Below are 24,638 nucleotides of genomic sequence, written 5' to 3'. Positions count from 1 at the left end.
AGGGAGGGTCGTGACGATCCCCGCGCTCGATCACGACGACGTCGGCGCCGTGCGCGCGTTCAACCGCCGCTACACCCGGTTGATCGGCGTCCTCGAGGAACATCTGCTCGACAGCGACTTCTCGCTCACCGAGGCGCGAATCCTGTTCGAACTCGCGCACTCCGGACCGCTGGGCGTCCGCACACTGCGTACCGACCTGGGCCTGGACCCCGGCTATCTGAGCCGGATCCTCGCCCGCTTCGAGAGTGCCGGGCTGGTGCGCCGGCACCGCTCCGGCTCCGACGCTCGCCTGCAACTCGTCCAGCTCACCGACGCCGGGCGGGCCGCGGCCGACGATCTCGACCGCCGCTCCGCGCACGACATCGCCGCGCTGCTGGCCGGGCACAGCGCCGCGGACCGGCGTCGCCTGCGCACCGCGATGCGCACGATCGAACAACTGCTCGACCCGGCCACCGCGGCGAGCCGCGCAAGTTCACCAGCGGCGAGCCGCGCAAGTTCACCAGCGGCGAGTCGCGCAGATTCACCAGCGGCGGGCCGCGCGAACACGGCAACGGCGAGCAGCCCGAACATCCCAGCGGCAGGCCGCGCCGGCTCACGAGGCGCAAGCGGCGCGCGCGAGGTCCGCCTCCGACCTCCCCGTCCCGGCGACTACGGCTGGATCATCCAGCGCAATGCGGTGCTCTACGCCGCCGAATACGGCTGGGACACCGACTACGAGGCGCTGGTCGCGAAGATCGTGGCCGACTTCCTGGCCGGGCACGATCCGGAAAGCGAGCGGGCGTGGATCGCCGAGACCGGCGGCGCGGCGGCCGGTGCGGTGTTCTGCGTGCGCGAGGACGACACCACCGCCCGGCTGCGGCTGCTGCTCGTGGAACCGTCGGCGCGTGGGCTCGGCGTCGGCACCGCACTGGTCGAGCAGTGCCTGCGATTCGCGACCGAGGCCGGATATCGGGACATGGTGCTGTGGACCAACGATGTGCTCACCGCGGCGCGGCGGATCTACCAGCGCGCCGGATTCGAGCTCGTCGATTCCCGGCCACACCACAGTTTCGGCGCCGACCTGGTCGGGCAGACCTGGCGGCGCAGCCTGCGGTAACCACGGTGCCGCGCGACCCGCGCGGACCGTCGGCCGCGACCGGGCCATCGATAGCCACCGGATTACCGGCCCGGCTCGACCCGGCCCACCCGCACCGGCGGCTCCGGCGCGACGGTTACTGTCGATATATGGTTCGGCCCGATACATCCGGTGAGATGACGCCTCTCGGCGTCTGGCCGGGTGCCGCCTATCCGCTGGGCGCGACCTACGACGGCGCCGGCACCAACTTCTCGGTGTTCTCCGAAGTTGCCGAGCGGGTCGAGCTGTGCCTGATCGATCGTGCGGGCGGTGAGCACCGCATCCCGCTCGACGAGGTCGACGGATACGTCTGGCACGCCTATCTACCCACCGTCGCCCCCGGGCAGCGCTACGGGTTCCGCGTGCACGGCCCCTACTATCCCGCCCGCGGTCTGCGTTGCGACAGCAGCAAACTACTGCTCGATCCCTACGGCAAGGCCTTCGCGGGCCGATTCGCCGCCGACGCCACCCTGCACACCTACGGCGCGGATACGCTGGGACACACCATGACCGGCGTGGTGGTGAACCCGTACTTCGACTGGGCCGGTGACCGCGCACCGCGGCGGCCCTATCACGAAACCGTCATCTACGAAGCCCACGTCAAGGGTATGACGATGACGCATCCGGCGATTCCGCAGCGACTGCGCGGCACCTACGCGGGCATCGCGCATCCGGCGATCATCGACCATCTGCTGTCGCTGGGCGTCACCGCGATCGAACTGATGCCGGTCCACCAGTTCCTGCACGACCGGATCCTGCTCGACCGCGGACTGCGAAACTACTGGGGGTACAACAGTTTCGGCTATCTGGCACCACACCACGAATACGCCGCCGACCCGCGGGCCGGGGCCGCGGTCACCGAATTCAAGGCGATGGTCCGGGCGCTGCACAGCGCGGGCATCGAGGTGATCCTCGACGTGGTCTACAACCACACCGGCGAGGGGAATCACCTGGGACCGACGATCGGCCTGCGCGGGATCGACAACGCGGCGTATTACCGTCTGGCCGAGGACGATCCGGCGCACTACATGGACTACACCGGCACCGGCAACAGCCTCAATGTGCGCCATCCGCACACCCTGCAGCTGATCATGGATTCGCTGCGGTACTGGATTCTCGAGATGCACGTCGACGGCTTCCGCTTCGATCTGGCGGCCACGCTGGCGCGCGAATTACACGATGTGGACCGGCTTTCCACCTTCTTCGATCTGGTGCAGCAGGACCCGGTGGTCAGCCAGGTCAAACTGATCGCCGAACCGTGGGATGTCGGCGAGGGCGGCTACCAGGTCGGGAACTTTCCGGGGCTGTGGACCGAGTGGAACGGCAAGTACCGCGATACCGTGCGCGACTACTGGCGCGGCCGACCGGCGACCCTGGGCGAATTCGCCTCCCGGTTCACTGGCAGTTCCGATCTGTACGAGGCCACCGGCCGCCGCCCCGGCGCGAGCATCAATTTCGTGACCGCCCACGACGGGTTCACACTGCGAGATCTGGTGTCCTACAACGACAAACACAATCACGCCAACGGCGAGGACAATCGCGACGGCGAAGACTACAACCGGTCCTGGAACTGCGGTATCGAGGGTCCCACCGACGATCCGGAGGTCTGTGCGCTGCGAGATCGCCAGAGCCGCAACATGATCGCCACGCTGGCGCTGTCGCAAGGCACACCCATGCTGCTGCACGGCGACGAGATCGGGCGCACCCAGCAGGGCAACAACAATGCCTACTGCCAGGATTCGCCACTGTCCTGGATGGATTGGGGCGCCGCGCAGAAATACGCCGACCTGCTGACGTTCACCCGCACCGCCTTCGCGCTGCGCCACGCCCATCCGGTGTTCCGGCGCCGGCGCTTCTTCGACGGACGCCCCGGCGAACTCCCCGACGCCGCACCCGACGAACTCCCCAGCGCCGGCGATATCGCGTGGTTCACCCCCGGCGGCACGGAGATGACCACCGCCGACTGGAATACCGGCTTCGCCCGCTCCCTGGCGGTGTTCCTCAACGGCGAGGCGATCGCCGAACCGGGCCCGCGCGGGGAACGAGTGCGCGATGATTCCTTCCTGCTGTGTTTCAATGCCCACGACGCACCCCTCGAATTCGCCGTACCCGGACCGGAATTCGGCGCGCACTGGACGGTGGCGCTGGACTGCTCGACACCCACCGGGCGCACAGATGCCACCTACCCCGCAGCGGCTACGGTCGCCGTACCCGCTCGCTGCCTGCTCGTTCTCCGCCGTACCGAATCCACACCGATATCGAGATGACAGACACCCCTTCCCCTGAACACCGCACCGGCCCGATCGCCCGCCGGACCCCCGTGCGCAGCACGTACCGGCTACAGCTGCGCCCGGACGCCCTGACCTTCGCCGATGCCCGCGCGATCGCCGAATATCTGCAGCAGCTGGGTATTTCGCATCTGTACCTGTCCCCGGTGATGACCGCGATGCCGGGCTCCGCGCACGGCTACGACGTCACCGATCCGACCACCGTGTCGGCGGCACTGGGCGGGCCGGGCGGGCTGAAGGCGCTCGCCGACGAGGTCCGCGGCCGCGGTATGGGCCTGATCGTCGATCTGGTGCCCAATCACGTCGGCGTCGGCGATCCGCGGCGCAATCCGTGGTGGTGGGATGTGCTGCGCAACGGCAAGAATTCGAAATTCGCGCATTTCTTCGACATCGACTGGAGCCCGGGTAACGGCGCGGGCGGGCGGCTGGCGCTGCCCGTACTGCACAGCGAGAACGATCCGGCCGCGCTGACCGTCGACCGCTCGGGCCCCGAACCGGTCCTGGCCCTGCGTGATCTGCGTTTCCCGATCGCGCCCGGCACCGACGGGGAGAACGCGCTGCGCATCCACGACCGCCAGCACTATCGCCTCGTCAGCTGGAAGGCCGGGATCTGCAGCTATCGGCGATTCCTGGCGGTCTCGGAGCTGGCGGCGATCCGGCAGGAGGAGCCGGCGGTCTTCGACCTGACCCATCGCGAACTGGCCGCCTGGTGCGAACACGATCTCATCGACGGGGTGCGCGTCGACCATCCCGACGGATTGGCGTATCCGGCCGCCTATCTGGCGAAACTGCGCCGGCTGATCGGCCCGCAGCGGCTGCTGCTGGTGGAGAAGGTGCTCGGCCGCCACGAACCGCTCGACGCCACCCTGCCCGTCGACGGCACCACCGGATACGAAGCGCTCGCGGAGGTCGGCGGCATCTTCGTCGATCCGGCCGGGGAGAACGCGCTCACCGAGTTGTCGCGGCGGATGTCGGGACACGGCAGCGATGCCGCCTGGATGGCCGATACCGAACACCGCATCAAACGCGCGGTGGCCGAGCGCCTGCTCGTGCCCGAGGTCCGGCGACTGGTCGGCGCGGTGAAGCGCGACGCGGCGGTGAACGGATTCGATTCCGCCGCGATCAGCGATATGGCGCTGACCAACGCCACCATCGAGGTGCTGTCCCATATGCCGGTGTACCGCACCGACTACGCACCCCTGTCCGGGGTGCTCGGCACCGTGGTGGCCGAGGTGCAGCAGCGCAACCGGGAGCTGACGGCCCCGCTGTCGGTCCTGGTGCGGGCCCTGGCCGCCGGCGGAGAAGCGGCGCGGCGGATGCATCAGGTCGGCGGCGCGGTCGCGGCCAAGGCGGTCGACGACACCATGTTCTATCAGGCGTCGCGTCTGGTGTCACTGCAGGAGATGGGCGGCGACCCGGGCCGGTTCGGCCGTTCGGTGCTGGAATTCCATCTCGCCAATGCCGAACGCGCGGTGCGCCGCCCGGCCACCATGACGACACTGTCGACGCACGACACCAAGCGTGGCGAAGATGTGCGCGCCCGCATCACGGTGCTGTCGCAGGTGGCCGACAGCTGGGCCAAGGCGGTGGGCGCCTGGCTGGAACTCGCGCCCGCGCCGGACGGGCCGACCGCGAACTTCCTGCTGCAGAACATGTTCGGCGTGTGGCCGGTCGACGGGCGGCGCCCCGCCACGGTGCCGCGGTTTCGCGAACGCCTGCACCTGTTCGCCGAGAAGGCGGTGCGCGAGGCCGGTCTGCGGTCCTCGTGGGAGGAACCCGACGTCGACTTCGAGGCGGAGGTGCATCGCTGGCTCGACACCGTGATCGACGGGCCGGTCGGTGCCGAACTCGGTGAGCTGGCGACCCGCCTCGCACCGCACGCGTGGTCGGATTCGCTGGGGCAGAAGCTGCTTCAGCTGTGCGGTCCCGGCATCCCCGATGTGTATCAGGGCTGCGAGCTGTGGGAGGACTCGCTGGTCGACCCGGACAACCGGCGGCCGGTCGATTTCGGCCATCGCCTGGCGATGTTGCAATCGCTCACGGGCACACCGGAATTGGAGAACTCCGGCGCGGCGAAGATGTGGATCGTCGCCTACGCCCTGTGGTTGCGGCGGGAGCGGCCCGACTGCTTCGTCGGCGGCTCCTACACACCGCTGTTCGGCAGCGGCGACCGCAGCGAGCACCTGGTGGGATACGCACGCGGCCGCAGCGGTGAGGCGCCGCAGGTGATCGTGGCCGCGACCCGCTACAGCGTGGCCCTGACCGAGGGCGGGTGGGCCGATACCGTCCTCGACCTGCCCTCGGGCACCTGGACCGACCGCCTCACCGGCCACACCTTCACCGGCCGCACCCGGCTGGAGAAGCTGTTCGCCCGCCTGCCGGTGGCGCTACTCGTGCGCTGAGGCCGGATCGAGCCCGGATCAGTACGCCGAGAACACGTGGTCGATCGAGCCGTAGCGGTGCGCGGCGTAGTTGCAGGCGGCCGCGATGTTGGCGACCGGGTCGTAGATGTCGCCCGAGGTGCCGTCCACGTGATAGGCGGCGAAGGTGGGATCGATGACCTGCATCAGGCCCTTGGAGGGGATGCCGGCCGCGGCGTTGGAGTCGTAGAGGTTGATGGCACGCGGGTTGCCGCCCGACTCGCGCATGGCATTGCGGTAGATGCCGTCGTAGCTGCCCGGAATGCCGTGCTGGCCCATCACGAAGAGCGCGTGCTTGATCCAGCCGTCGAGGTTGTCGGAATAGGTCTGCGGGACCACCTGCTGCAGCGGCTGCGGCAGGGTCTGCAGGAATTGCTGAGCCTGGTCCTGCTGCGTCTGCGGCAATCCCTGCACCAACTGCTGCAGTTGCGGCGGCACAGCGGGGGCATCGGCGTGGGCCGCGACGGGCACGGTGACGACGGCGGCGAGGACGGCGAGGGGTAACAGTCTTCTGATCTGCATGGCGATATGAACTCCGGATGCGTCGAACGGTGGTGGGACCAACGCGACGATCTACAGAACAAAAGCCCGCTCGCCGCGGTGAAAACAGACCGTTTGTCTGCTTCTTGGCGAGTCACAGAATGATTGCGGCAAGTTAACGTAAACATAACGTCGAGTGAACAACAGATGTTATTACGCTGAGAAAAATCGGCTGGACCTGCAGTGATGTGTGCGACCGATCACACACCAGGTTTATCTCGATCAGGTCACGCGCCCTCGGCGCATGCGGAACTCGGGTCGCCGCGCCCGCCTAAGGCGCTGAGACACAAGCGAACCCGGGCGCGCAGCGGGCGCGCCCGGGGACAGGTTCAGCCGGCGGGCACAGCCCGGCAACCGGCAGCGCCGCACGGCGAGCGAGGCGCTGCCGATTCACCGTCGGCCATCCCGGCGGTTGCCGAAACCGGTCATTTCCGGCGCATCAGCAGTGCCGTAGCTCCGCACCGCCGGCAAACGCACCTGGCGAAGGCCGTGATGGGCGGCGGCGATCGGGCGGCGGCGATCAGGCGGCGGTGCCGGCCACCGAGCCGCTACCCGCCGGGTGCTGTCCGCCCGCGACAGGTTCGCCTGCCGGGTGATCGTCGACGCTGTCGTCGCTCACACCGACCGGCAGGGTGGGCAACGGTCCGTCCAGTTCCTCGGCCCAGCGGACGACGTTCGGTGGGCGGTAGGTCGGGCACGGCGCGGCACAGTCTGCGAGGTAGACACGTCGATCACCCGGAGCGGACAGACGGCGCCAGGAATCCGCGTAGAAGCGGGGGTTGCGCGGATGCAGCGCCCAGCCCACGCGATTGAGGACGCGGTAGAAGACGGTGAGTGAATCGTGCGCCCGCGGAGGCGAATCCGGCACCGTGACCGCCGGCTCCGCCGCCGCGACCGAGGGCACGGGGGGCACGGCGGCCGGGCGGTTCAGGAGTTGTTCGATGCGCTCGTCGTCGAAGCTCAATCCGGCGGTCCGCGCCTGCTCCACCATCCACCGCAGCGTGATGTCGGAGAGCCGGCTGTCGGCGTAGCCACCGCCGATATCGGTGTGCACACCCTCGAACCAGATCTGCTGCACCCGGTCGGCTCCGCTCGGGCCGCCCTCGGGGTCGTCGGTGATCTCCCACAGGCACGGTGCGTACATCCGGCGGCGTTCGTCGATCGCGAGTGCCTGCCGCGCGTACCGCACATTTCGCGACAGCCGCACGTCGTGGAAGCGGTAGCGCCACGACGTCAGCAGCGGCACCCCGAGCGCGCCGACGGTGTCGAAGACGCCGAGGAAGGTGATCGGCACCGGATAGACGCAGTTGCGCTCACGGAATTCGATCCACTCCGGCCGATCCGGACCGTCGGGATCCACTTTGCGCTGACGGTAGATCTTCAACGCCTCGGGATAGGCGCGCTCGACCATCGCGTCGGCGGTGAGCAGTCCGAGCCGGTTGATCATCCCGACGAGACTGCGGGCGGTATAGGCGCCGCGACTGAAGCCGAAGACGTAGATCTCGTCTCCCGGTTCCCAGTTCAGTGCCAGCTGCCAGTACATCGTGGACAGGTTGGCGTCGAGGCCGAGCCCGAACGCGCCGCCGAGCAGTTTGTCGGCCAGATAGCCGCGGGAGCCGGGGCCGTCGACATAGAAAACCCGTTGTCCCACATGGTCGCCCGCGTCGGTGACGGCGCTCGACCGCACCGACTCGGCGATCTTCACAACATTGGAGACCGTCGGATTGCTCTCCGATCCCCACGTGCCGTCACAGCACACAACCAAACGCTTCATACCGGCAATCCTCCCGCCCCGTACCGTGCCGCTCGCGAGTAGCGAACTACTCGAATTATCCCGCCGGGCGCGTGATTACGTTAATGCTCGCCGGCATCGGAGGGCAGAGATGCGAGTAGTGGGAGCCCGCCCGTCCGCGATCCGCCGGCAGCTACCTGGGACGGCGTTCGACGGCGAAGAGAACGACGGCGACGAAGAAATGATGACGGCCGACCGCCCTCGTCTCGGTCGACCGTCATCGGCGAGACGGGGAGCGGCACGATGACCGCCGACCGCCGTGACGCACCGATCTGCCCTTCCGGACCGTTCGTCTCTCGCAGCCGGGTTATCGCCGCCGGGCCCGCGCGGCGTTACCGGTGCCACTCGAATCCGTTCCGGCAATCGCCCGCCCGCCGCGGTCGCGGCGGTGAGGTTCGCCACGGCGATGCGGGGCATTCCCGGCGATTCCGGGAGACTCGCCCGACACGCCGAGCTCCGAATTGCACGCATGTAGTTCCCTGGCGTCGGCTGTCGGTCCGGTCGACTAGGATTCCTCGCGTGGCCGACTCGGGATTCGTACATCTGCACAATCACACCGAGTACTCGATGCTCGATGGCGCCGCCAAGATCACGCCCCTGTTCAAGGAGGCGGAGCGGCTCGGGATGACCGCGGTCGGGATGACCGACCACGGCAATATGTACGGCGCCTCGGAGTTCTACAACTCGGCCAAGAAGCAGGGCATCAAGCCGATCATCGGCATCGAGGCCTACATCGCGCCCGAGTCCCGGTTCAACACCAAGCGCGTGCAGTGGGGTGACCCGAGCCAGAAGAGCGACGACGTCTCCGGCTCCGGCGCCTACACCCATATGACGATGGTCGCCGAGACCGCGACCGGTCTGCGGAACCTGTTCAAGCTGTCGAGTCTGGCCTCGATCGAGGGCCAGCTCGGCAAGTGGGCGCGCATGGACGCCGAGATCATCGCCCAGTACGCCGAGGGGATCATCGCCACCACCGGCTGCCCGTCGGGCGAGGTGCAGACCCGGCTGCGACTGGGGCACGAGCGCGAGGCGCTGGAGGCCGCGGCCAAGTGGCAGGAGATCTTCGGCAAGGACAACTTCTTCCTCGAGCTGATGGACCACGGGTTGTCCATCGAGCGCCGGGTGCGCGAAGGCCTGATCGACATCGGCAAGAAGCTGGGCATTCCGCCGCTGGCCACCAACGACTGCCACTACGTGCACGAATTCGACTCCACGAATCACGAAGCGCTGCTGTGCATTCAGACCGGTAAGACGCTGTCGGACCCGACCCGCTTCAAATTCGACGGCAGCGGCTACTACCTGAAGTCGGCCGCGGAGATGCGCGAGATCTGGGACGGCGAGGTCCCCGGAGCGTGCGACAACACCGTGCTGATCGGCGAGCGCGTGCAGTCCTACGAGGATGTGTGGACCCACCGCGACCGGATGCCGAAATTCCCGGTGCCCGAGGGTGAGACCGAGGCCTCGTGGCTGCGCAAGGAGGTCGCGCGCGGCCTGGAGTACCGCTTCCCCGACGGTGTCCCGCAGAAGTACCTCGATCAGGCCGAGTACGAGATCGACGTGATCCTGAAGATGGGCTTCCCGGCCTACTTCCTCGTCGTCGGCGACCTGATCAACCACGCCCGCGAGGTCGGGATCCGGGTCGGGCCGGGCCGCGGTTCGGCCGCCGGTTCGCTGGTCGCCTACGCACTGAAGATCACCAATATCGACCCGCTGCCGCACGGTCTGCTGTTCGAGCGATTCCTCAATCCCGAGCGCGTCTCGATGCCCGATATCGATATCGACTTCGACGATCGCCGCCGCGGTGAGATGGTCCGCTACGCCACCGAGAAGTGGGGCACCGACCGAGTCGCCCAGGTCATCACCTTCGGCACCATCAAAACCAAGGCGGCGCTGAAGGATTCGGCCCGCGTCCTGTTCGGCCAGCCCGGCTTCGCGATCGCCGATCAGATCACCAAGGCGCTGCCGCCGCCGATCATGGCCAAGGACATCTCGGTGTCGGGTATCACCGACCCCGAGCACGAGCGGTACAAAGAGGCCGCCGAGGTCCGCACCCTCATCGAATCCAATCCCGATATCGCCAAGATCTACGACACGGCGAAGGGGCTGGAAGGCCTGATCCGCAACGCCGGCGTGCACGCCTGCGCGGTGATCATGTCCTCGGAGCCGCTGACCGACGCGATCCCGGTGTGGAAGCGAGCCCAGGACGGCGCCATCATCACCGGCTGGGACTATCCGTCGTGTGAGGCCATCGGCCTGCTGAAGATGGACTTCCTCGGCCTGCGCAACCTCACCGTGCTCGGTGACGCGATCGACAACGCCAAGGCCAACCGCGGCGTCGACGTCGACCTCGACGCGTTGCCGCTGGACGATCCGAAAACGTTCGAACTGCTCGCCCGCGGTGACACGCTGGGTGTGTTCCAGCTCGACGGTGGGCCCATGCGCGATCTGCTGCGACGCATGCAGCCCACCGCCTTCGAGGACATCGTGGCCGTCGGCGCGCTGTATCGCCCCGGCCCGATGGGCATGAACGCGCACAACGACTACGCCGACCGCAAGAACGGGCGCCAAGAGGTCAAGCCGATCCACCCGGAGCTCGAGGAGCCGCTCAAGGACATCCTCGGCGAAACCTACGGTCTGATCGTCTATCAAGAGCAGATCATGCACGTGGCCCAGAAAGTGGCCGGCTACTCGCTCGGACGAGCCGATATCCTGCGCCGCGCGATGGGTAAGAAGAAGGCCGAGGTGCTGGCCGCGGAGTTCGAGGGCTTCGAGGCGGGCATGTTGGAGAACGGCTACTCCAAGGCCGCGATCAAGGCGCTGTGGGACACCATCCTCCCGTTCGCCGGTTACGCGTTCAACAAATCGCATGCCGCCGCCTACGGCCTGGTCTCCTACTGGACCGCCTACTTCAAGGCCAACTATCCGGCCGAATACATGGCCGCACTGCTCACCAGCGTCGGCGACGACAAGGACAAGGCCGCGGTCTACCTGTCGGACTGCCGCCGCCTCGGCATCACGGTGCTGCCGCCCGATGTCAACGAGTCCGAACAGAACTTCGCGCCGGTCGGCACCGATATCCGCTTCGGCCTGGGCGCGGTGCGCAACGTCGGCACCAACGTGGTCTCTTCGATCATCGCCGCACGCACCGAGAAGTCGAAGTTCACCGACTTCTCGGACTACCTGAACAAGATCGACACCATCGCCTGCACCAAGAAGGTCACCGAATCCCTCATCAAGGCAGGCGCTTTCGACTCCCTCGGACATCCGCGCAAGGGCCTGCTGCTCGTGCATTCCGATGCCATCGACGCGGTGATGGCCACCAAGAAGGCCGAGGCGATCGGGCAGTTCGACCTGTTCGGCGGGCTCGACGACGCCGACGATTCGATCTCCTCGGTCTTCAACGTCAAGGTGCCCGACGAGGAGTGGGAGGCCAAGCACAAGCTGGCCCTCGAACGAGAGATGCTGGGGCTCTATGTGTCCGGCCATCCGCTCAACGGGGTCGAACATGTGCTCGCCGCACAGGCGGACACGCCGATTCCGGCCATTCTGCAGGGCGATGTCAAAGATGGCGCCCAGGTGACCATCGGCGGCATCCTCGCCTCGGTGACCCGGCGCGTCAACAAGAACGGAATGCCCTGGGCCTCGGCACAATTGGAGGACCTCACCGGTGGTATCGAGGTGCTGTTCTTCCCGCAGGCCTATTCGGTGTACGGGATGGACATCGCCGAGGACGCCGTCGTGCTCGTGAAGGCGCGCGTCTCGGTGCGCGACGACCGGATCTCGCTGATCGCCAACGATCTGGTGGTGCCGGATCTGTCGTCGATCGGTATGGAGAAGCCTCTGGCGGTGACGATCCCGACCCGGCTGTGCACTCCCGACAAGGTGAGCGCGCTCAAGCGGGTCCTGTCCAGCCACCCCGGCACCGCCGATGTGCACATCCGCCACGTCGGATCACGCGAGAAGACCACGATGCTCAAGGTCGCCGACAACCTGCGGGTCTCCCCGTCCTCGGCACTGATGGGTGATCTGAAAGCGCTGCTCGGCCCGGGCTGCCTGGCGAGCTGAGGCACACCGGGGCGCCACGCCGGACTCCTCGATGGTCCGTACGAGGGGCTGGGCGCACGCGGATTCGACTACCGTGCGCGGGTGGTGTCGCCGTCAGGCGGTGCTACCTCGATGGGCAACAGTTCCCACAATCCATCGCAGCGCCGCCGCGCCGGCGGCGACCAGGACGGCGAGCTCTGCGGAACCGGTGATGAGGCCCAGAATCAGCGCGAGCAGCGCGCCCAGCGCGACGGACTCGAGCTTGTACACCGGCCACGGCACCCCCGCGATCCGCACCGTATGCGTAGCACGGCGGACCGGGCGAACGATGGGGCTGACCGCTGTCATGTCGTCAGGCTACACGTATCCGGAATTTCGGTCCACCGAACATTTGCGGCGATCCGGTCACGAAGGACGTGGGAACACATCCGTGGCCGTCGATGTTGTGCCGGGCATGCCACTCACCGGAGATTACGCACCCAGCACATCCGACTGGGCCCGCGAGCAGGCCGAGAAGTACGAGGCTTCCAACGGGTCCGAAGCGAATACCCTGCTCGACCGCGGGATGCCGATCATCCTGGTCACCAGCATCGGCGCCAAGACCGGCAAGTTGCGCAAGACCCCGCTCATGCGGGTCGAGCACAACGGCGAGTACGCGGCGGTGGCCTCACTGGGCGGCGCCCCGAAGCATCCTGTCTGGTACTACAACCTCAAGGCCAACCCGACCGTCGAACTGCGCGACGGCGATGTGGTGAAGGACTACACCGCACGCGAGGTGACCGGCGAGGAGAAGGCAGTCTGGTGGGAGCGCGCCGTCGCGGCCTACCCGGACTATGCCGACTACCAGGAGAAGACCGCCCGCGAGATCCCGGTCTTCGTCCTGACCCCGAAGTCCTGATTCACCCGGATCACCACGGTCACCGGTCCACGACGATCACCGCCGCGACGCCCGGCCTACGGTCCGGGCGTCGCCGGTTTCCGGGCGTTCCGGACCGCTACGGAAACTGCCGCGCGCCGGACCGAGCGCGACCGATAGCATGTTCGGGTGTCTGAACCGCTGGATGTCGTAGAGAAAGTATCCGCTCCGCTGCCCGAACTGAGCGCGGACGAGATCGACGCGGCCGCCAAGCGAATTTCCGACATCGTCGAGCCGACGCCGCTACAGCGAATCGAGCGGTTGTCGGCGGCCACCGGCGCGAACGTCTACCTCAAGCGCGAGGACCTCACCGCGGTCCGCTCCTACAAGCTGCGCGGCGCCTACAACCTGATCGTGCAGCTCGATGCGGGCGAACGCGCGGCCGGAGTCGTCACCGCCAGCGCCGGCAATCACGCCCAGGGCGTCGCCTTCGCCTGCCGCGCGATGGGGATCCAGGGCCGCATCTACGTACCGACCACCACACCCAAGCAGAAGCGCGACCGCATCCTCGCCCACGGCGGCGACTTCGTGGAATTGATCGCCGTCGGCGACACCTTCGACGCGGCGGCCGCGGCGGCCGCCGACGACGTCGCCCGCACCGGCGCCACCATGGTCCCGCCGTTCGACGACGCCCGCACCGCGGCCGGGCAGGGCACCGTGGCGGTGGAGATCCTCGAACAGCTGCCCAGCGCTCCCGATCTGGTGATCATCCCCGTCGGCGGCGGCGGATGCCTGGCCGGCATCGGCACCTATCTGCGCGACCGCTCGCCGGCCACGGCCATCCTCGGCGTCGAGCCGGCCGGTGCCGCCTCGATGACGGCCGCCCTCGTCGCGGGCGGTCCGGTCACGCTGCCGCAGATCGATCCCTTCGTCGACGGCGCGGCCGTGCGGCGGGTGGGCGACCTGCCCTATGCCACGATCTCGAAATTCGGCGGGCGCGTGGTGTCGCATGCGTCCCTGCCGCTGCTCATCGGCACCGAATCCCCCCGGGGCGCGGGCTCTTTCCGCATGATGCAGGTCGACGAGGGCGCCATCTGCACCGCCATGCTCGAGCTGTACCAGAACGAGGGTGTGATCGCCGAACCGGCGGGTGCGCTGGCGGTGGCGGCGTTGGCGGAGATCGATATCGAGCCGGGGTCGACGGTGGTGTGCCTGCTGTCGGGCGGCAACAACGACATCTCGCGCTACGGCGAGATCATCGAACGGTCACTGGTGCACCGGGGCCTCAAACACTATTTCCTGGTGAACTTCCCGCAGGAACCCGGCGCGCTGCGCCGGTTCCTCGACGAGGTGCTCGGCCCCGACGACGACATCACCCTCTTCGAATACGTCAAGCGCAACAACCGGGAGACCGGGGCCGCACTCGTCGGCATCGAACTGGGCGCGCCGTCCGGCCTGGACGCACTGCTGGCGCGCATGGATGCCTCGCCGATCCAATGCCAGCAGCTGGATCCCGACTCCCCCACCTACCAGTACCTCACCTGATCTCTACGAACGAACTGCCCTGTGCCGCGAGATGTTCTGCGGCACAGGGCAGTTCGGCGTCCGATCAGGCAGCGCGGCGCTGCGACGAACGACGGCCGTCGCGCATGGCCCGCGCGCCGCGAATCACCAGCGGCAGCACCCAGGCCGCGGCCAGCTGATCCCACACGAACGACTGGGGCGTGAACCGGTTGTGCACGAATCCGACGGACAGGCCCAGCCGCGGTTCGGCCCAGCCGAAGGATCCGGCCAGGCCGATATGGCCGAATCCGGAGGAGGCCCCCGGAATAGGGAACGTGTGGTATCCGAGATGCCACATCATCGGGAAGTAGAACAGGGCGTGATCGAGCCGGCGCGTCTGCACACGCCGGATATGACGCATGGTCTGCGCCGACAGATATCGGCGACCGGCGATCATGCCGTCGTCGGCGAGCACGCCGTAGACCGAGGCCAATGCGCCCGCGGTGAATACGCCGTTTCCGGCGGGCATTTCGGTCGCGAGGATCGACGGCTCGTCACCGTCGAAGAGGGCATGCACGCCCGGCAGGAACAGCGCACGAATCGCGGCGCCGGGCGGACCCGGAAAACGCCCGGCCTGCCCGAGGAGCAGGGCACCCAGTGCGGTGCCGGCCACGGCCAGCCGGGAACCGGCGAGCGCGGCGACGGTGGTGGTCGAGTCCGGCGCCGGGCGCCCGAGATGCAGGCCGTCGATGCCCAGCGGCTCGGAGACTTCGGTGCGGAACAGCTCGCGCATACTCGTACCGGTGACCGCGCGGGCCAGTCCTGCCAGCAGCCATCCATAGGTGAGGGCGTGATAGGCCGGCACCCCCAGCAACCGGTCCGGCGCGGCGGCGGCCAGCCGGTGTTCCATGAGTTCGTGGTCGAGCACCTCGTCCAGTCCGCCGGCGACACCTGGCAGCGAGGACAGTCCGGCGCAGTGAGTGAGCAACTGCGCCACCGTGATTCGCGATTTTCCGGCCGCGCCGAATTCCGGCCAGTATTCGGCCACCGGGGCCGCGTAGTCGATCAGGCCGCGGTCGGCCAGGCGGTGGATCACAGTGGAGGCGATGCCCTTGGTCGCGGAGAACGCGACGCTACCCGTATCACGGGTCCAGGGCGTGGTGAGATCGGAGTAGCCGGTCCAGACATCGACCACCGGCTCACCGTGCCGAAGCACGGTCAGACCGCCTCCGGCTCCGGCACGGCCCCCGACAATACGCGCGAAATTGCGCACCAAGGGTTCGAACTCGACCGCGGCCGAGCCACGCACACCTGCGGGCAGAGCCGCAGAACCTGCGGGTAAAGCGTCGTTGCTCACATACCCTACGGTACGGGCGTACCGTTGTGCGGGCAACGACGTTGTCCGCACAGTGACACCCCCGAGACCGGTTCGAGCCGGACCGCACACGGCGCCGACCCTGTCCGTGATCTTCGGACCACGCGCCCACCCAGTGTCGTGAACTGCCGAAACACCTCTACACCCGCTGCGGTGTGTCATGGTTGAGACATGCGATCGTTGCGGTCAACGAGGTCCGAATTGCCGGAATCCCGCGGCTGGGCGGGAACACCGCCGAGATCGCGGCGGCATCGGGATCTGATCGTGGCAGTGGCCACGCTGCTCGCCGTGGCCCTGGTGGCCGCCTGCTCGAGTTCCGACAAGGTGACCGCGACGCCGCGCCCGGCCCCCGTCGTCGGTGACTGGAACGCTGTCCTGCCGCTGCCGAACCAGCAGCTGCCGATCGGGGTGACCTTCACCGAAGACGGTGGGAGCGTGACGGTTCCGGCGCAGGGCATCTTCGATCTGCCGCTCGAACAGGTCGATACCAACCCGGATGCGATCGCCTTCACGATCCCCGGATTGCCGGGCGATCCGCATTTCACCGGCCGCTACGACCGCCGCGCCGATACCGTCACCGGAACCTTCACCCAGTCCGGTCACGATCTGGCACTGACCATGCATCGGGGGAAGGTGCCGGCTCCGCTGCGCCCGCAGGAGCCGCACCCGCCGTGGCCGTACCTCTCCGAGGACGTGACCTATCGCAGCGACGGCATCACCATCGCCGGGACGCTCACCCGGCCGCGCGGGCCGGGACCGTTCCCGGCGGTCGTCCTGGTGACCGGCAGCGGCCCCCAGGATCGCAACGAGGAGATCGCCGGGCACAAACCGTTTCTGCTGCTCGCCGATACCCTCACGCGCGCCGGATACGCCGTCCTGCGCACCGACGACCGAGGCGTGGGCGGCACCGGCGGGCAACTCGACACCTGCAGCTATACCGACCTGACCGACGACATCATGGCCGGGCTGGGCTATCTGCGCAGCCGTCCCGATATCGACGGCAACCACATCGGCCTGCTCGGCCACAGCGAGGGCGGCTATCTCGCGCCGCTGGCCGCCACCCGCCCCGACAGCCGGCTCGCCTTCGTGATCATGATGGCCGGACCGGCCGTCTCCGGCTCGGATGTGCTGCTCGCGCAGAACGACCTGCTGCTGCGCAGCGAGCACGCCGACGCCGACGCCATCCGCAAGCAGGTCGGCTACATCACCACCCTGACCACGTTGATCCGCACCGGCGACGACGAACAGATCCGCCGCTTCGCCACCGAGCACAACGACTCCCTGCCACCGGAGCAGCGGCAGCCGCAATCGGCGATCGATCAGCTGACCACCCCGTATTTCCAGGCCCTGGTCGACTACGACCCGGCGCCGGCCCTGCAGGCACTGCGTATTCCGGTGCTGGCCTTCTACGGGACCAAGGACATGCAGGTTCCGGCCGCCCAGAGCGCCCCGGCCGCGCGGGCGGATCTGGCGGGCAACCCGAATGCCGACGTCCACGTATTCGACGGCCTCAACCATCTGATGCAGCCCGCCGATACCGGCAGCCCGAAGGAATACCCGACCATCGAAACCACCATCGCACCCGAGGTACTGAGCTACATCACCACATGGCTCGGCAAATACGTCACCCCCGTGCCCTGACGGGTAGCGGCGCGCAGGGCGACTTGACACAGTGAGAGGGTGGGAATTTACAGCGAGCGGGTGCTGCCGCGGTTGACGGATCGGGTCTGTGGAGTGCCGGCCAACGATCGGCTGCGCCGACGGGTGTGCGCGGGGTTGCGGGGCCGGGTGGTGGAGATCGGATTCGGCTCGGGTCGCAACGTGCCGTTCTACCCCGCCGGGGTGAGTCGCGTCAGCGCCGTGGAGCCGGCGGATCTGGGGTGGCGACTGGCGGCGGCGCGGGTCGCGGACTCGCCGGTGCCGGTGGAGCGGGCGGGCCTGGACGGGCAGTCGTTGCCGTTCGCGGACAACAGTTTCGACAGCGCGCTGTCGACGTGGACGCTGTGCACGATTCCCGATATCGCCGTCGCGCTGCGGGAGGTGCGGCGAGTTCTGCTGCCCGGCGGCACATTTCATTTCGTCGAGCACGGGCTGGCGCCGGATGCGAACGTGCGTGCCTGGCAGCATCGGCTCGATCCGGTTCAGCAGGTGATCGCCGGTGGATGCCACCTCAATCGCGATATCCGCGGATTACTGGACGAGGCCGGATTCGAGATCACCGAAATGGATCGGTTCTACGATTCTCCGGCACCGAAAACCTTCGCCGCACTGTCGCTGGGTATCGCGGTCTCGCCCTGACAACGGGGGAATTCGATCGAAAAAAGACCGGCGGCCGAAGCGAATTCGGCCGCCGGTCGCACACTATCGCTGTTCGCCGGTCGCCGCGGGCCATCCGCCGTACGGCACGGTCAGCAACTCCATGTAGTGACCGCTGGGGTCGAGGAAATAGATACCGCGACCGCCGTCGTTGTGGTTGATCTCGCCTTCCCGGCTCTGCCGCGGATCGGCCCAGAACCTCAGGCCCCGATCCCGGATTTTCGCGTAGGCCGCGTCGAATTCGGATTCGGACACCAGCAGGGCGTAATGCTGCGGCTGAATCTCGGTGACATGCGGCGGGACCGGAGCGAAATCGAAGGTGACACCGTTGTGCACGGTGACCGGAATGAACGGCCCCCACGGCGTTCCCACGCTCAATCCCAGAATATCGGCCCAGAACTGTGCCGATTCCCGCTTGTCACGACAGCCGACAATGGTGTGGTTGAACTGGATGGACAGGATTTCTCCTCTGATAGTGACGATCCCGACCCCGGACCGGTACTCGTCGGCCTACGGGAGCATCGCCACGGATCCGACATTAACCCAGCGCGTCCCGCCGTGCCAAGCGCCGGGATCGGTGCAGCGCGTCGGCGGTGAATACCGCCAGAGCCGTCCAGATCAGCCCGAATCCGATCCAGCGCGAGGCCGGCATCGGCTCGTGCCCCACCAGCACACCCCACGCCAATTGCAGTGCGGGAGTGAGATATTGCAGAATTCCCATAGTCGACAGCGGCACCCGCGAGGCGGCGAAGGCGAACAGCAACAGCGGAATCAGTGTCACCGGGCCGGTGGCGACCATCAGGGCGGTGTGGCCGGCGCCGTGCCCGAACTCGGCGTCCCCGCGCACCCCCAGCGCGATGACGACCGCCAGTGCGAACGGCGCGGACACCACACCCTCGGCGGCGACGCTGCGCATCGGGTCGAGCCGGATCACCTTCTTCACCAGACCGTAGGTGGCGAAGGAACAGGCCAGCACGAGCGCGATCACCGGTGGCTTGCCGTAGTCGACGGTCAGCACCACCACCGCCGCGCCGCCGAGCCCGAGCGCCACCCACTGCGGCCACACCAGCCGCTCCCGGAACAGCACCACTGCGAACAGGACCGTGACCAGCGGGTTGATGAAGTAGCCGAGCGCGCATTCCACCACGTGCCCCGACGTCACGCCGTAGACGTAGGTCCCCCAGTTGATCGAGATCGCCGCCGCCGCCACCGCCGCCAGCCGCCAGGTCCGGCCGTCGATCGCTCCCAGTTCGCGCAACCGCCCGGCCGCCAGCAGCAACACCAGCACCACGACCAGGGTCCACAGAATCCGCTGCGCCAGGATCTCCACCGGCCCCGCGAAACCGAGCAATCCGAAGAAGGCGGGGAACATGCCCCAGATCAGATACGCCGCCGCGCCGACCGCCACACCGCCACCGGCCGGAGAGCGCCTCCACCGTCCTCGACCCCCGGCGGCACCTCCCGCGCCGGTCGCCTCCTCCACGTCGTTCACCGATCCACGCACCCGCACCAGCCGCACGCTACTTCCGTCCGGTAACGCCTGTCGAGCGGGTTTCGGACCACGCGCTCATTCGTCGGCACGGCCGCGGACCGCCGCGGTCACGGGTGCCCGGCGGTCGCCGGTCCGCTCCGGCGCCGGGAGCGGATTCGTTCAGGGCGAGATCGGCAGAATTTCAGCCTGCGGGAGGCGGACCACTCCGTCGAGGTAGCGGTGGCAGCGGCCGGTGAGCAGCACGCGCGAGCCGATGACCGTGCAGCGCAGGCGGCCGGTGCGGGCGGAGAGCTGGCGGGCCGACAGATCGCCGCGGCCCAGATCGCGGGCCCACAGCGGTGCCAGCTGGGCGTGCGCGGAACCGGTGACCGGGTCCTCGTCGACACCGACGCCGGGGGCGAAGAAGCGGGAAACGAAATCCGTGTGGTCGCCGGGTGCGGTGAGGATCACCCCGCGGCGCAGCACCGGGAAGGCGGCGAAATTCGGGCGGGCACGAACCACTTCCGCTTCGGTGGCGACCACGACCACCTCGTCCTGGCCGGTCAGCACGCGCAGCGGCCGCACCCCGAGGGCCGTGATCAGATCCGGGTCCGGGACGGTGTCCACGGATTCCACGAGCGGCAGATCGAGTTCGAGTTCGTCGCCACTGCGGCTCACCCCGAGCCAGCCACTGCGGGTGTAGAAGTGCAACTGGTCGGCGGCGGGATGCATATCGTCGAAGATCTGCGCCGCGGTGGCGAGGGTGGCGTGCCCGCACAGGTCGACCTCGGTGGCCGGAGTGAACCAGCGCAGCCAGAAGGCCGGGCCGTCACCGGGCGGCAATCCGGCCTCCACCGGCAGCGCCGAGGTGTAGAAGGCCGTTTCCGACAGCCGGTTCTCCTCGGCCAGTCGCTGCAGCAGCTCGTCGGGCAACCAGCCGAGCAGCGGCATCACCGCGGCCGGATTACCCGTGAAGGGCGCATCCGCGAACGCATCGATCTGATGCAGCAGGACCTCCATACTGCCGAAGGTACCCGCGTTGCGAATCGATGCGTGGCACAAGGACGTTCACGGCGCGCCATACCATGCGACCAGTTGACGCGCCGTCGCGGCTCAGTCCTTGCGCCCCAGCGGCTTCCGGCCCGGCGAATCCGGGAACAGGTGCCGCTGTTCACCGGTCACCATCGCGGTGACCCACCACGCCACCTCCACCAGCACGATGCCGACCGCGCCGCAGGCGAACGCCACCCCGGTCAGCTCGGCATTCGACGGGTCGAGTTTGAAGAAGTGGCGGGTGAACGGCACCGTGAACAGGATCAGATAACCCGCGACCGAACCGGCGATCAGCAGGATCTTCCACCAGTTCCACGGCCGCGCCACGATCGCCAGCACCCACACCGCGATCACCAGCAGCGTGATCAGCGCCGTCGTGCCGATCTGCACCTCGCGCGCCTCCGTCGGCAGGCTCTGGTCGGCGCTCCAGTAGGCGATCAGGTAGGCGATGAAGGTCATCACCCCGATCACCGTGCCGGAGGGTACCGCCAGCCGCAGCACCCGCGGCACGAAACCCGTTCGCGCCCTTTCGTTGTTGGGAGCCAGCGACAGGATGAAGGCCGGAATGCCGATGGTGAACCAGGCGGCGATCGTGACGTGCCTCGGCAGGAACGGATACGACAGCGGGGCGTAATCGAAGATCTGCGATCCGATGCCGGCCACCCCCACCAGGAAGGCCAGCAGGACCGAGTACACCGTCTTGGTGAGGAACAGATTCGAGACGCGCTCGATATTGCCGATCACCCGCCGGCCCTCCCCCACCACATACGGAAGGGTGGCGAAACGGTTGTCCAGCAAGACGATCTGCGCGACCGCGCGGGTGGCCGGACTGCCCGATCCCATCGCGACACCGATATCGGCATCCTTGAGCGCCAGGACGTCGTTGACGCCGTCGCCGGTCATCGCGACGGTGTGCCCGCGCGACTGCAACGCTCCCACCATCGCCCGCTTCTGATCCGGGCGGACCCGGCCGAAGGTGGTTTCGCGGTCCAGCACATCGGCCAATTCGGCCTGGGCGGCAGGCAATCGGCGCGCGTCGACGGCGTGCTCACCACCGGGCAGGCCGAGCGAGGAGGCCACCGCGCCCACCGACACCGCGTTGTCGCCGGAGATCACCTTGATCGAGACGTCCTGGCCGGCAAAGTAATCCAGCGTTTCGCGCGCGTCCGGGCGAACCCTCTGTTCCAGCACCACCAGCGCCTGCGGCGTCACCGTGCCCGGCGCGTCCGGATCGTCGACGGGCCGATCCGAGGAAGCCAGCAGCAGCACCCGCAGCCCCTGCGCGCCGATGTCCTGGGCGGTGGCGGCGATGCCGGAATCCGGGTCGAGGAGCACATCCGGCGCTCCGAGCAGCCAGTTCCCGTGCTCGCCGTAGGAGATGCCGCTCCACTTCTTGGCCGAGCTGAACGGCGCGACCGCGGTGGACGACCAGTCCGGATCCTCGGTCATGGCCTCGGCAATGGCGAGCACGCTGGCGTTGGGGCGCGGATCGTCGTGGGCGAGCGCGGCCAGCACCGAACGCAACCGGTCTTGCGGCACATCGCCGACGACCCGCAGCTCCGACAACCGCATCCCGTTCTCGGTGAGGGTGCCGGTCTTGTCCGCGCAGACCACGTCGACCCGGGCCAGGCCCTCGATCGCGGGCAGCTCCTGGACCAGGCATTTGCGCTGGCCGAGCCGCACCACACCGACCGCGAACGCGATCGAGGTCATCAGCACCAAGCCCTCCGGCACCATCGGGACCAGCGCGGCGACCATACCGTTCAGCGCGTGCTGCCAGTTCTGATGGCTGGAGAACAGCTGGTTGTAGATCGTGACCAGACCCGCCGGAATCAGCAGGTAGGTGATGACCTTCAGGATGGTGTCGATACCGCTGCGCAGCTCCGAATCGACCAGCGTGAACTTCGATGCCTCGTGCGCCAGCTGCGCGGCGTAGGCGTCCTTGCCGACCTTGGTGGCTCGGTAGGCGCCCGATCCGGCGACCACGTAGCTGCCGGACATGACCTTCGCGCCGACCGACTTGTCGATCGGATCGGCCTCACCGGTGAGCAGGGATTCGTCGACCTCGAGCAGTTCGCATTCGACGACCTCGCCGTCGACCACGATCTGGTCACCGGGCCCCAGCTCGATCAGATCGTCGAGCACCACATCCTTCGGGCCGACCTCGGTGGCGGCACCGTCGCGGCGCACCACCGGTTTGGCCTGGCCGACGATGGCGAGTTTGTCCAGGGTCCGCTTGGCGCGCAGCTCCTGCACGATGCCGACCACGCTGTTGGCCACGATCAGCAGGCCGAACATGCCGTCGATGATCGATCCGGTGGCCAGGACCAGCACGAACAGGACGCCGAGGATGGCGTTGATCCGGGTGAACACATTGGCCCGGACGATGTCGGCAACCGATCGGCTCGCCCGATCCGGCACATCGTTGGTCTGCCCGTCACGAACGCGCTGCGCGACCTCGGCCGCGGTCAGGCCCGGTGCGCGCGCTTGCTGCTCGGTGATCGACATGTCCGACAGCCTAGAGCGTTTCCGGCGAATCGGACGGCACGCGGTCCCGGCCCCACAGGCGGGCAATCATCCGGCATCCGGCCGTACGCGCGGTGCGATCCGGCGATCGACGATGCGGCGGGTGAGCGCGACCAGATCGTCGCCGCGCAGCCGCGGATATCCGTGCAGGAGCGCGACCCACTGCGGCGGAATCGCCGACGCACCCCAGCGGGCGCCCAGTAATCCGCCCGCGACGGCGGCGGTGGTATCGGTATCGCCGCCCGCGCGCACCGCCGCTTCCAGTGCGGCCGGCAGGGATTCGGTATGGGTGATCGCCCACCACGCCGTCTGCAGCGCGTGCACCACCCAGCCGTTCTTCGGAAAGTCGGCGGGAGTGCCGGATTCGGCCTCGTCCAGTACCGCGGCCCAGAAATCGGCGTCCACGAAGGCCAGGCCGCCGCGCACGCCGTCGTAGTCGCCGTAGAGCACGGCATGCCGGATCGCCCACGACCACAGCACGCACGCCTCACCGGCCCGGACGTCGCTGTGGGTGAGTTCGCTCACCGCCCGGGCGGCGCGGGCGCAGTTGTCCGGGTCGTCGAGATAGCACAGGGCGAGCGGAGCGGTACGCATCAGCGATCCGTTGCCGCCGGTGAGCCCGTCGAGTTCGAAGGAGCGCCGGCGCATATCGGCGGCGTCGGCGCTGCGCCACTGCAGCACCTGACTCGTCTGATATCCGACGTCCTTGGGGCGGCTGTCCCACCAGCGCACGAACTCCCGGGCGACGGCGTCCAGGCCCGCCGGGTGGTGCAGCGCACCGTGTTCGGCCGCCGCGAGCGCGATACCCACCGCCATCGCGGTGTCGTCGGTCCACTCCCCCGGTTCCCACCGCAGCGAGCCGCCGCCGCGCATCTCGATCACCGAATCCGGTGCCGGATGGGTGAATTCGTATCCGGCGCCCAGTGCGTCACCGGCGGCCGTCCCCAGTAGCACCCCCTGCGCCCGGTCCCGCTGCCCTGCGTCTCGATCCACCGGCACATCCTCTCCCCTCGCCCGCTGCCTCGATTATGCCGCGCGGCACCGACAGCGCAGGCCGGCCTCAGTGGTCGGGAATCGGGCCGTCGTCGGGTCCCGGCGCCACGACGTCGACGTGTTCGGGCAGCAGCGGCACCACCGCGAACGCGCCCGCGGAGGCATCCGGCGGCAGCGCCTGCACACTGCGAATCCCGCTGCGCGAGGCCAGACCTCGCAGCTCGGCGAGAGTGCCGCGGACCACGAAGTTCACCGCACAGGCGCAGCCGGAGTGCAGGCGCGCGGCCAGCACCGCCGCCAGGCGCCGGGAGCGGTCGTCGTCGGCCTGCACGTGATCCATCGCGCCG

General features: G+C 68.2%; 17 protein-coding genes and 1 pseudogene. 8 read left to right on the top strand and 10 right to left on the bottom strand.

Translation table 11 applies throughout. The annotated features are described in order from the left end of the window. The first annotated feature begins 10 nt into the window (after window positions 1–10). The 3 genes from NN2_RS36210 (at window position 11) to treY (ending at window position 5,804) form a co-directional block, all read left to right on the top strand. Window positions 11–1,096 carry a bifunctional helix-turn-helix transcriptional regulator/GNAT family N-acetyltransferase gene (locus NN2_RS36210; RefSeq protein WP_245658659.1) on the top strand — a complete coding sequence of 362 codons (1,086 nt, stop codon included), beginning with the start codon at window positions 11–13 and terminating at the stop codon, window positions 1,094–1,096. A gap of 128 nt (window positions 1,097–1,224) precedes the next feature. Then, a complete protein-coding gene (gene glgX / locus NN2_RS11405) occupies window positions 1,225–3,381 on the top strand; it encodes a glycogen debranching protein GlgX (protein WP_063012936.1) in 2,157 nt (718 codons plus the stop codon). After that, window positions 3,378–5,804 (top strand): malto-oligosyltrehalose synthase, encoded by a 2,427-nt coding sequence (gene treY / locus NN2_RS11400; protein WP_063012932.1) that lies wholly within the window; start codon window positions 3,378–3,380, stop codon window positions 5,802–5,804. Before glgX ends, treY begins: the two co-directional genes overlap by 4 nt. Before the next feature lie 18 nt (window positions 5,805–5,822). On the opposite strand, the gene NN2_RS36205 is transcribed toward treY, so the two are convergent. Together NN2_RS36205 and NN2_RS11390 are read right to left on the bottom strand one after the other, a co-directional pair. Beyond that, entirely contained in the window at window positions 5,823–6,344 is a 522-nt protein-coding gene (locus NN2_RS36205; protein ID WP_081879377.1) for a transglycosylase SLT domain-containing protein, read from the bottom strand. Window positions 6,345–6,882: 538 nt separating this feature from the next. Beyond that, window positions 6,883–8,136 carry a T6SS phospholipase effector Tle1-like catalytic domain-containing protein gene (locus tag NN2_RS11390; RefSeq protein ID WP_082856913.1) on the bottom strand — a complete coding sequence of 418 codons (1,254 nt, stop codon included), beginning with the start codon at window positions 8,134–8,136 and terminating at the stop codon, window positions 6,883–6,885. A gap of 537 nt (window positions 8,137–8,673) precedes the next feature. On the opposite strand from NN2_RS11390, the gene dnaE reads away from it, so the two are divergent. Beyond that, on the top strand, window positions 8,674–12,219 hold the full coding sequence (gene dnaE / locus NN2_RS11385; protein ID WP_063012931.1) for a DNA polymerase III subunit alpha: 3,546 nt from the start codon (window positions 8,674–8,676) through the stop codon (window positions 12,217–12,219). A 93-nt stretch (window positions 12,220–12,312) separates the two neighbouring features. On the opposite strand, the gene NN2_RS11380 is transcribed toward dnaE, so the two are convergent. After that, window positions 12,313–12,546: a hypothetical protein gene (locus tag NN2_RS11380; RefSeq protein WP_063012929.1), complete on the bottom strand. Its 234-nt coding sequence runs from the start codon at window positions 12,544–12,546 to the stop codon at window positions 12,313–12,315. 106 nt (window positions 12,547–12,652) lie between these two features. Here NN2_RS11380 and NN2_RS11375 point away from each other — a divergent pair, with 106 nt between their 5' ends. Together NN2_RS11375 and ilvA are read left to right on the top strand one after the other, a co-directional pair. Continuing rightward, window positions 12,653–13,096, top strand: a complete 444-nt coding sequence (locus NN2_RS11375; protein WP_063012971.1) for a nitroreductase family deazaflavin-dependent oxidoreductase — start codon at window positions 12,653–12,655, stop codon at window positions 13,094–13,096. Between the two features lie 147 nt (window positions 13,097–13,243). Beyond that, window positions 13,244–14,599, top strand: coding sequence for a threonine ammonia-lyase IlvA (ilvA, locus tag NN2_RS11370; RefSeq protein WP_063012927.1), 1,356 nt, complete (start codon window positions 13,244–13,246; stop codon window positions 14,597–14,599). A 64-nt stretch (window positions 14,600–14,663) separates the two neighbouring features. On the opposite strand, the gene NN2_RS11365 is transcribed toward ilvA, so the two are convergent. Continuing rightward, window positions 14,664–15,914, bottom strand: a complete 1,251-nt coding sequence (locus NN2_RS11365) for a serine hydrolase domain-containing protein (protein WP_063012925.1) — start codon at window positions 15,912–15,914, stop codon at window positions 14,664–14,666. Between the two features lie 282 nt (window positions 15,915–16,196). Between NN2_RS11365 and NN2_RS11360 the strand changes: the two genes are divergently transcribed. Next, window positions 16,197–17,573, top strand: coding sequence for an alpha/beta hydrolase family protein (locus NN2_RS11360; protein ID WP_342749264.1), 1,377 nt, complete (start codon window positions 16,197–16,199; stop codon window positions 17,571–17,573). Between the two features lie 39 nt (window positions 17,574–17,612). Next, entirely contained in the window at window positions 17,613–18,230 is a 618-nt protein-coding gene (locus tag NN2_RS11355) for a class I SAM-dependent methyltransferase (RefSeq protein WP_030514685.1), read from the top strand. Between the two features lie 63 nt (window positions 18,231–18,293). On the opposite strand, the gene NN2_RS11350 is transcribed toward NN2_RS11355, so the two are convergent. From NN2_RS11350 to NN2_RS37715, 6 genes and pseudogenes are all read right to left on the bottom strand, one after another. Further along, window positions 18,294–18,707 carry a VOC family protein gene (locus NN2_RS11350; protein WP_063012920.1) on the bottom strand — a complete coding sequence of 138 codons (414 nt, stop codon included), beginning with the start codon at window positions 18,705–18,707 and terminating at the stop codon, window positions 18,294–18,296. Between the two features lie 79 nt (window positions 18,708–18,786). Continuing rightward, window positions 18,787–19,656, bottom strand: coding sequence for an EamA family transporter RarD (rarD, locus tag NN2_RS11345; RefSeq protein WP_063012967.1), 870 nt, complete (start codon window positions 19,654–19,656; stop codon window positions 18,787–18,789). Between the two features lie 243 nt (window positions 19,657–19,899). Further along, window positions 19,900–20,739, bottom strand: coding sequence for a PhzF family phenazine biosynthesis protein (locus tag NN2_RS11340; RefSeq protein ID WP_063012919.1), 840 nt, complete (start codon window positions 20,737–20,739; stop codon window positions 19,900–19,902). A 93-nt stretch (window positions 20,740–20,832) separates the two neighbouring features. After that, on the bottom strand, window positions 20,833–23,280 hold the full coding sequence (locus NN2_RS11335) for a cation-translocating P-type ATPase (RefSeq protein WP_063012918.1): 2,448 nt from the start codon (window positions 23,278–23,280) through the stop codon (window positions 20,833–20,835). 66 nt (window positions 23,281–23,346) lie between these two features. Then, complete coding sequence (locus NN2_RS11330) at window positions 23,347–24,291, bottom strand: ADP-ribosylglycohydrolase family protein (RefSeq protein WP_051755749.1); 945 nt, start codon at window positions 24,289–24,291, stop codon at window positions 23,347–23,349. A 67-nt stretch (window positions 24,292–24,358) separates the two neighbouring features. Then, window positions 24,359–24,638: pseudogene (locus tag NN2_RS37715) on the bottom strand (hypothetical protein); the annotation flags it as partial.

It is taken from the genome of Nocardia nova NBRC 15556, from assembly GCF_001613005.1.
GTDB classification, from domain to species: domain Bacteria; phylum Actinomycetota; class Actinomycetes; order Mycobacteriales; family Mycobacteriaceae; genus Nocardia; species Nocardia nova.
Note: the sequence above shows the minus strand (reverse complement) of the source record. Positions and strands in the feature narration are given on the sequence as shown.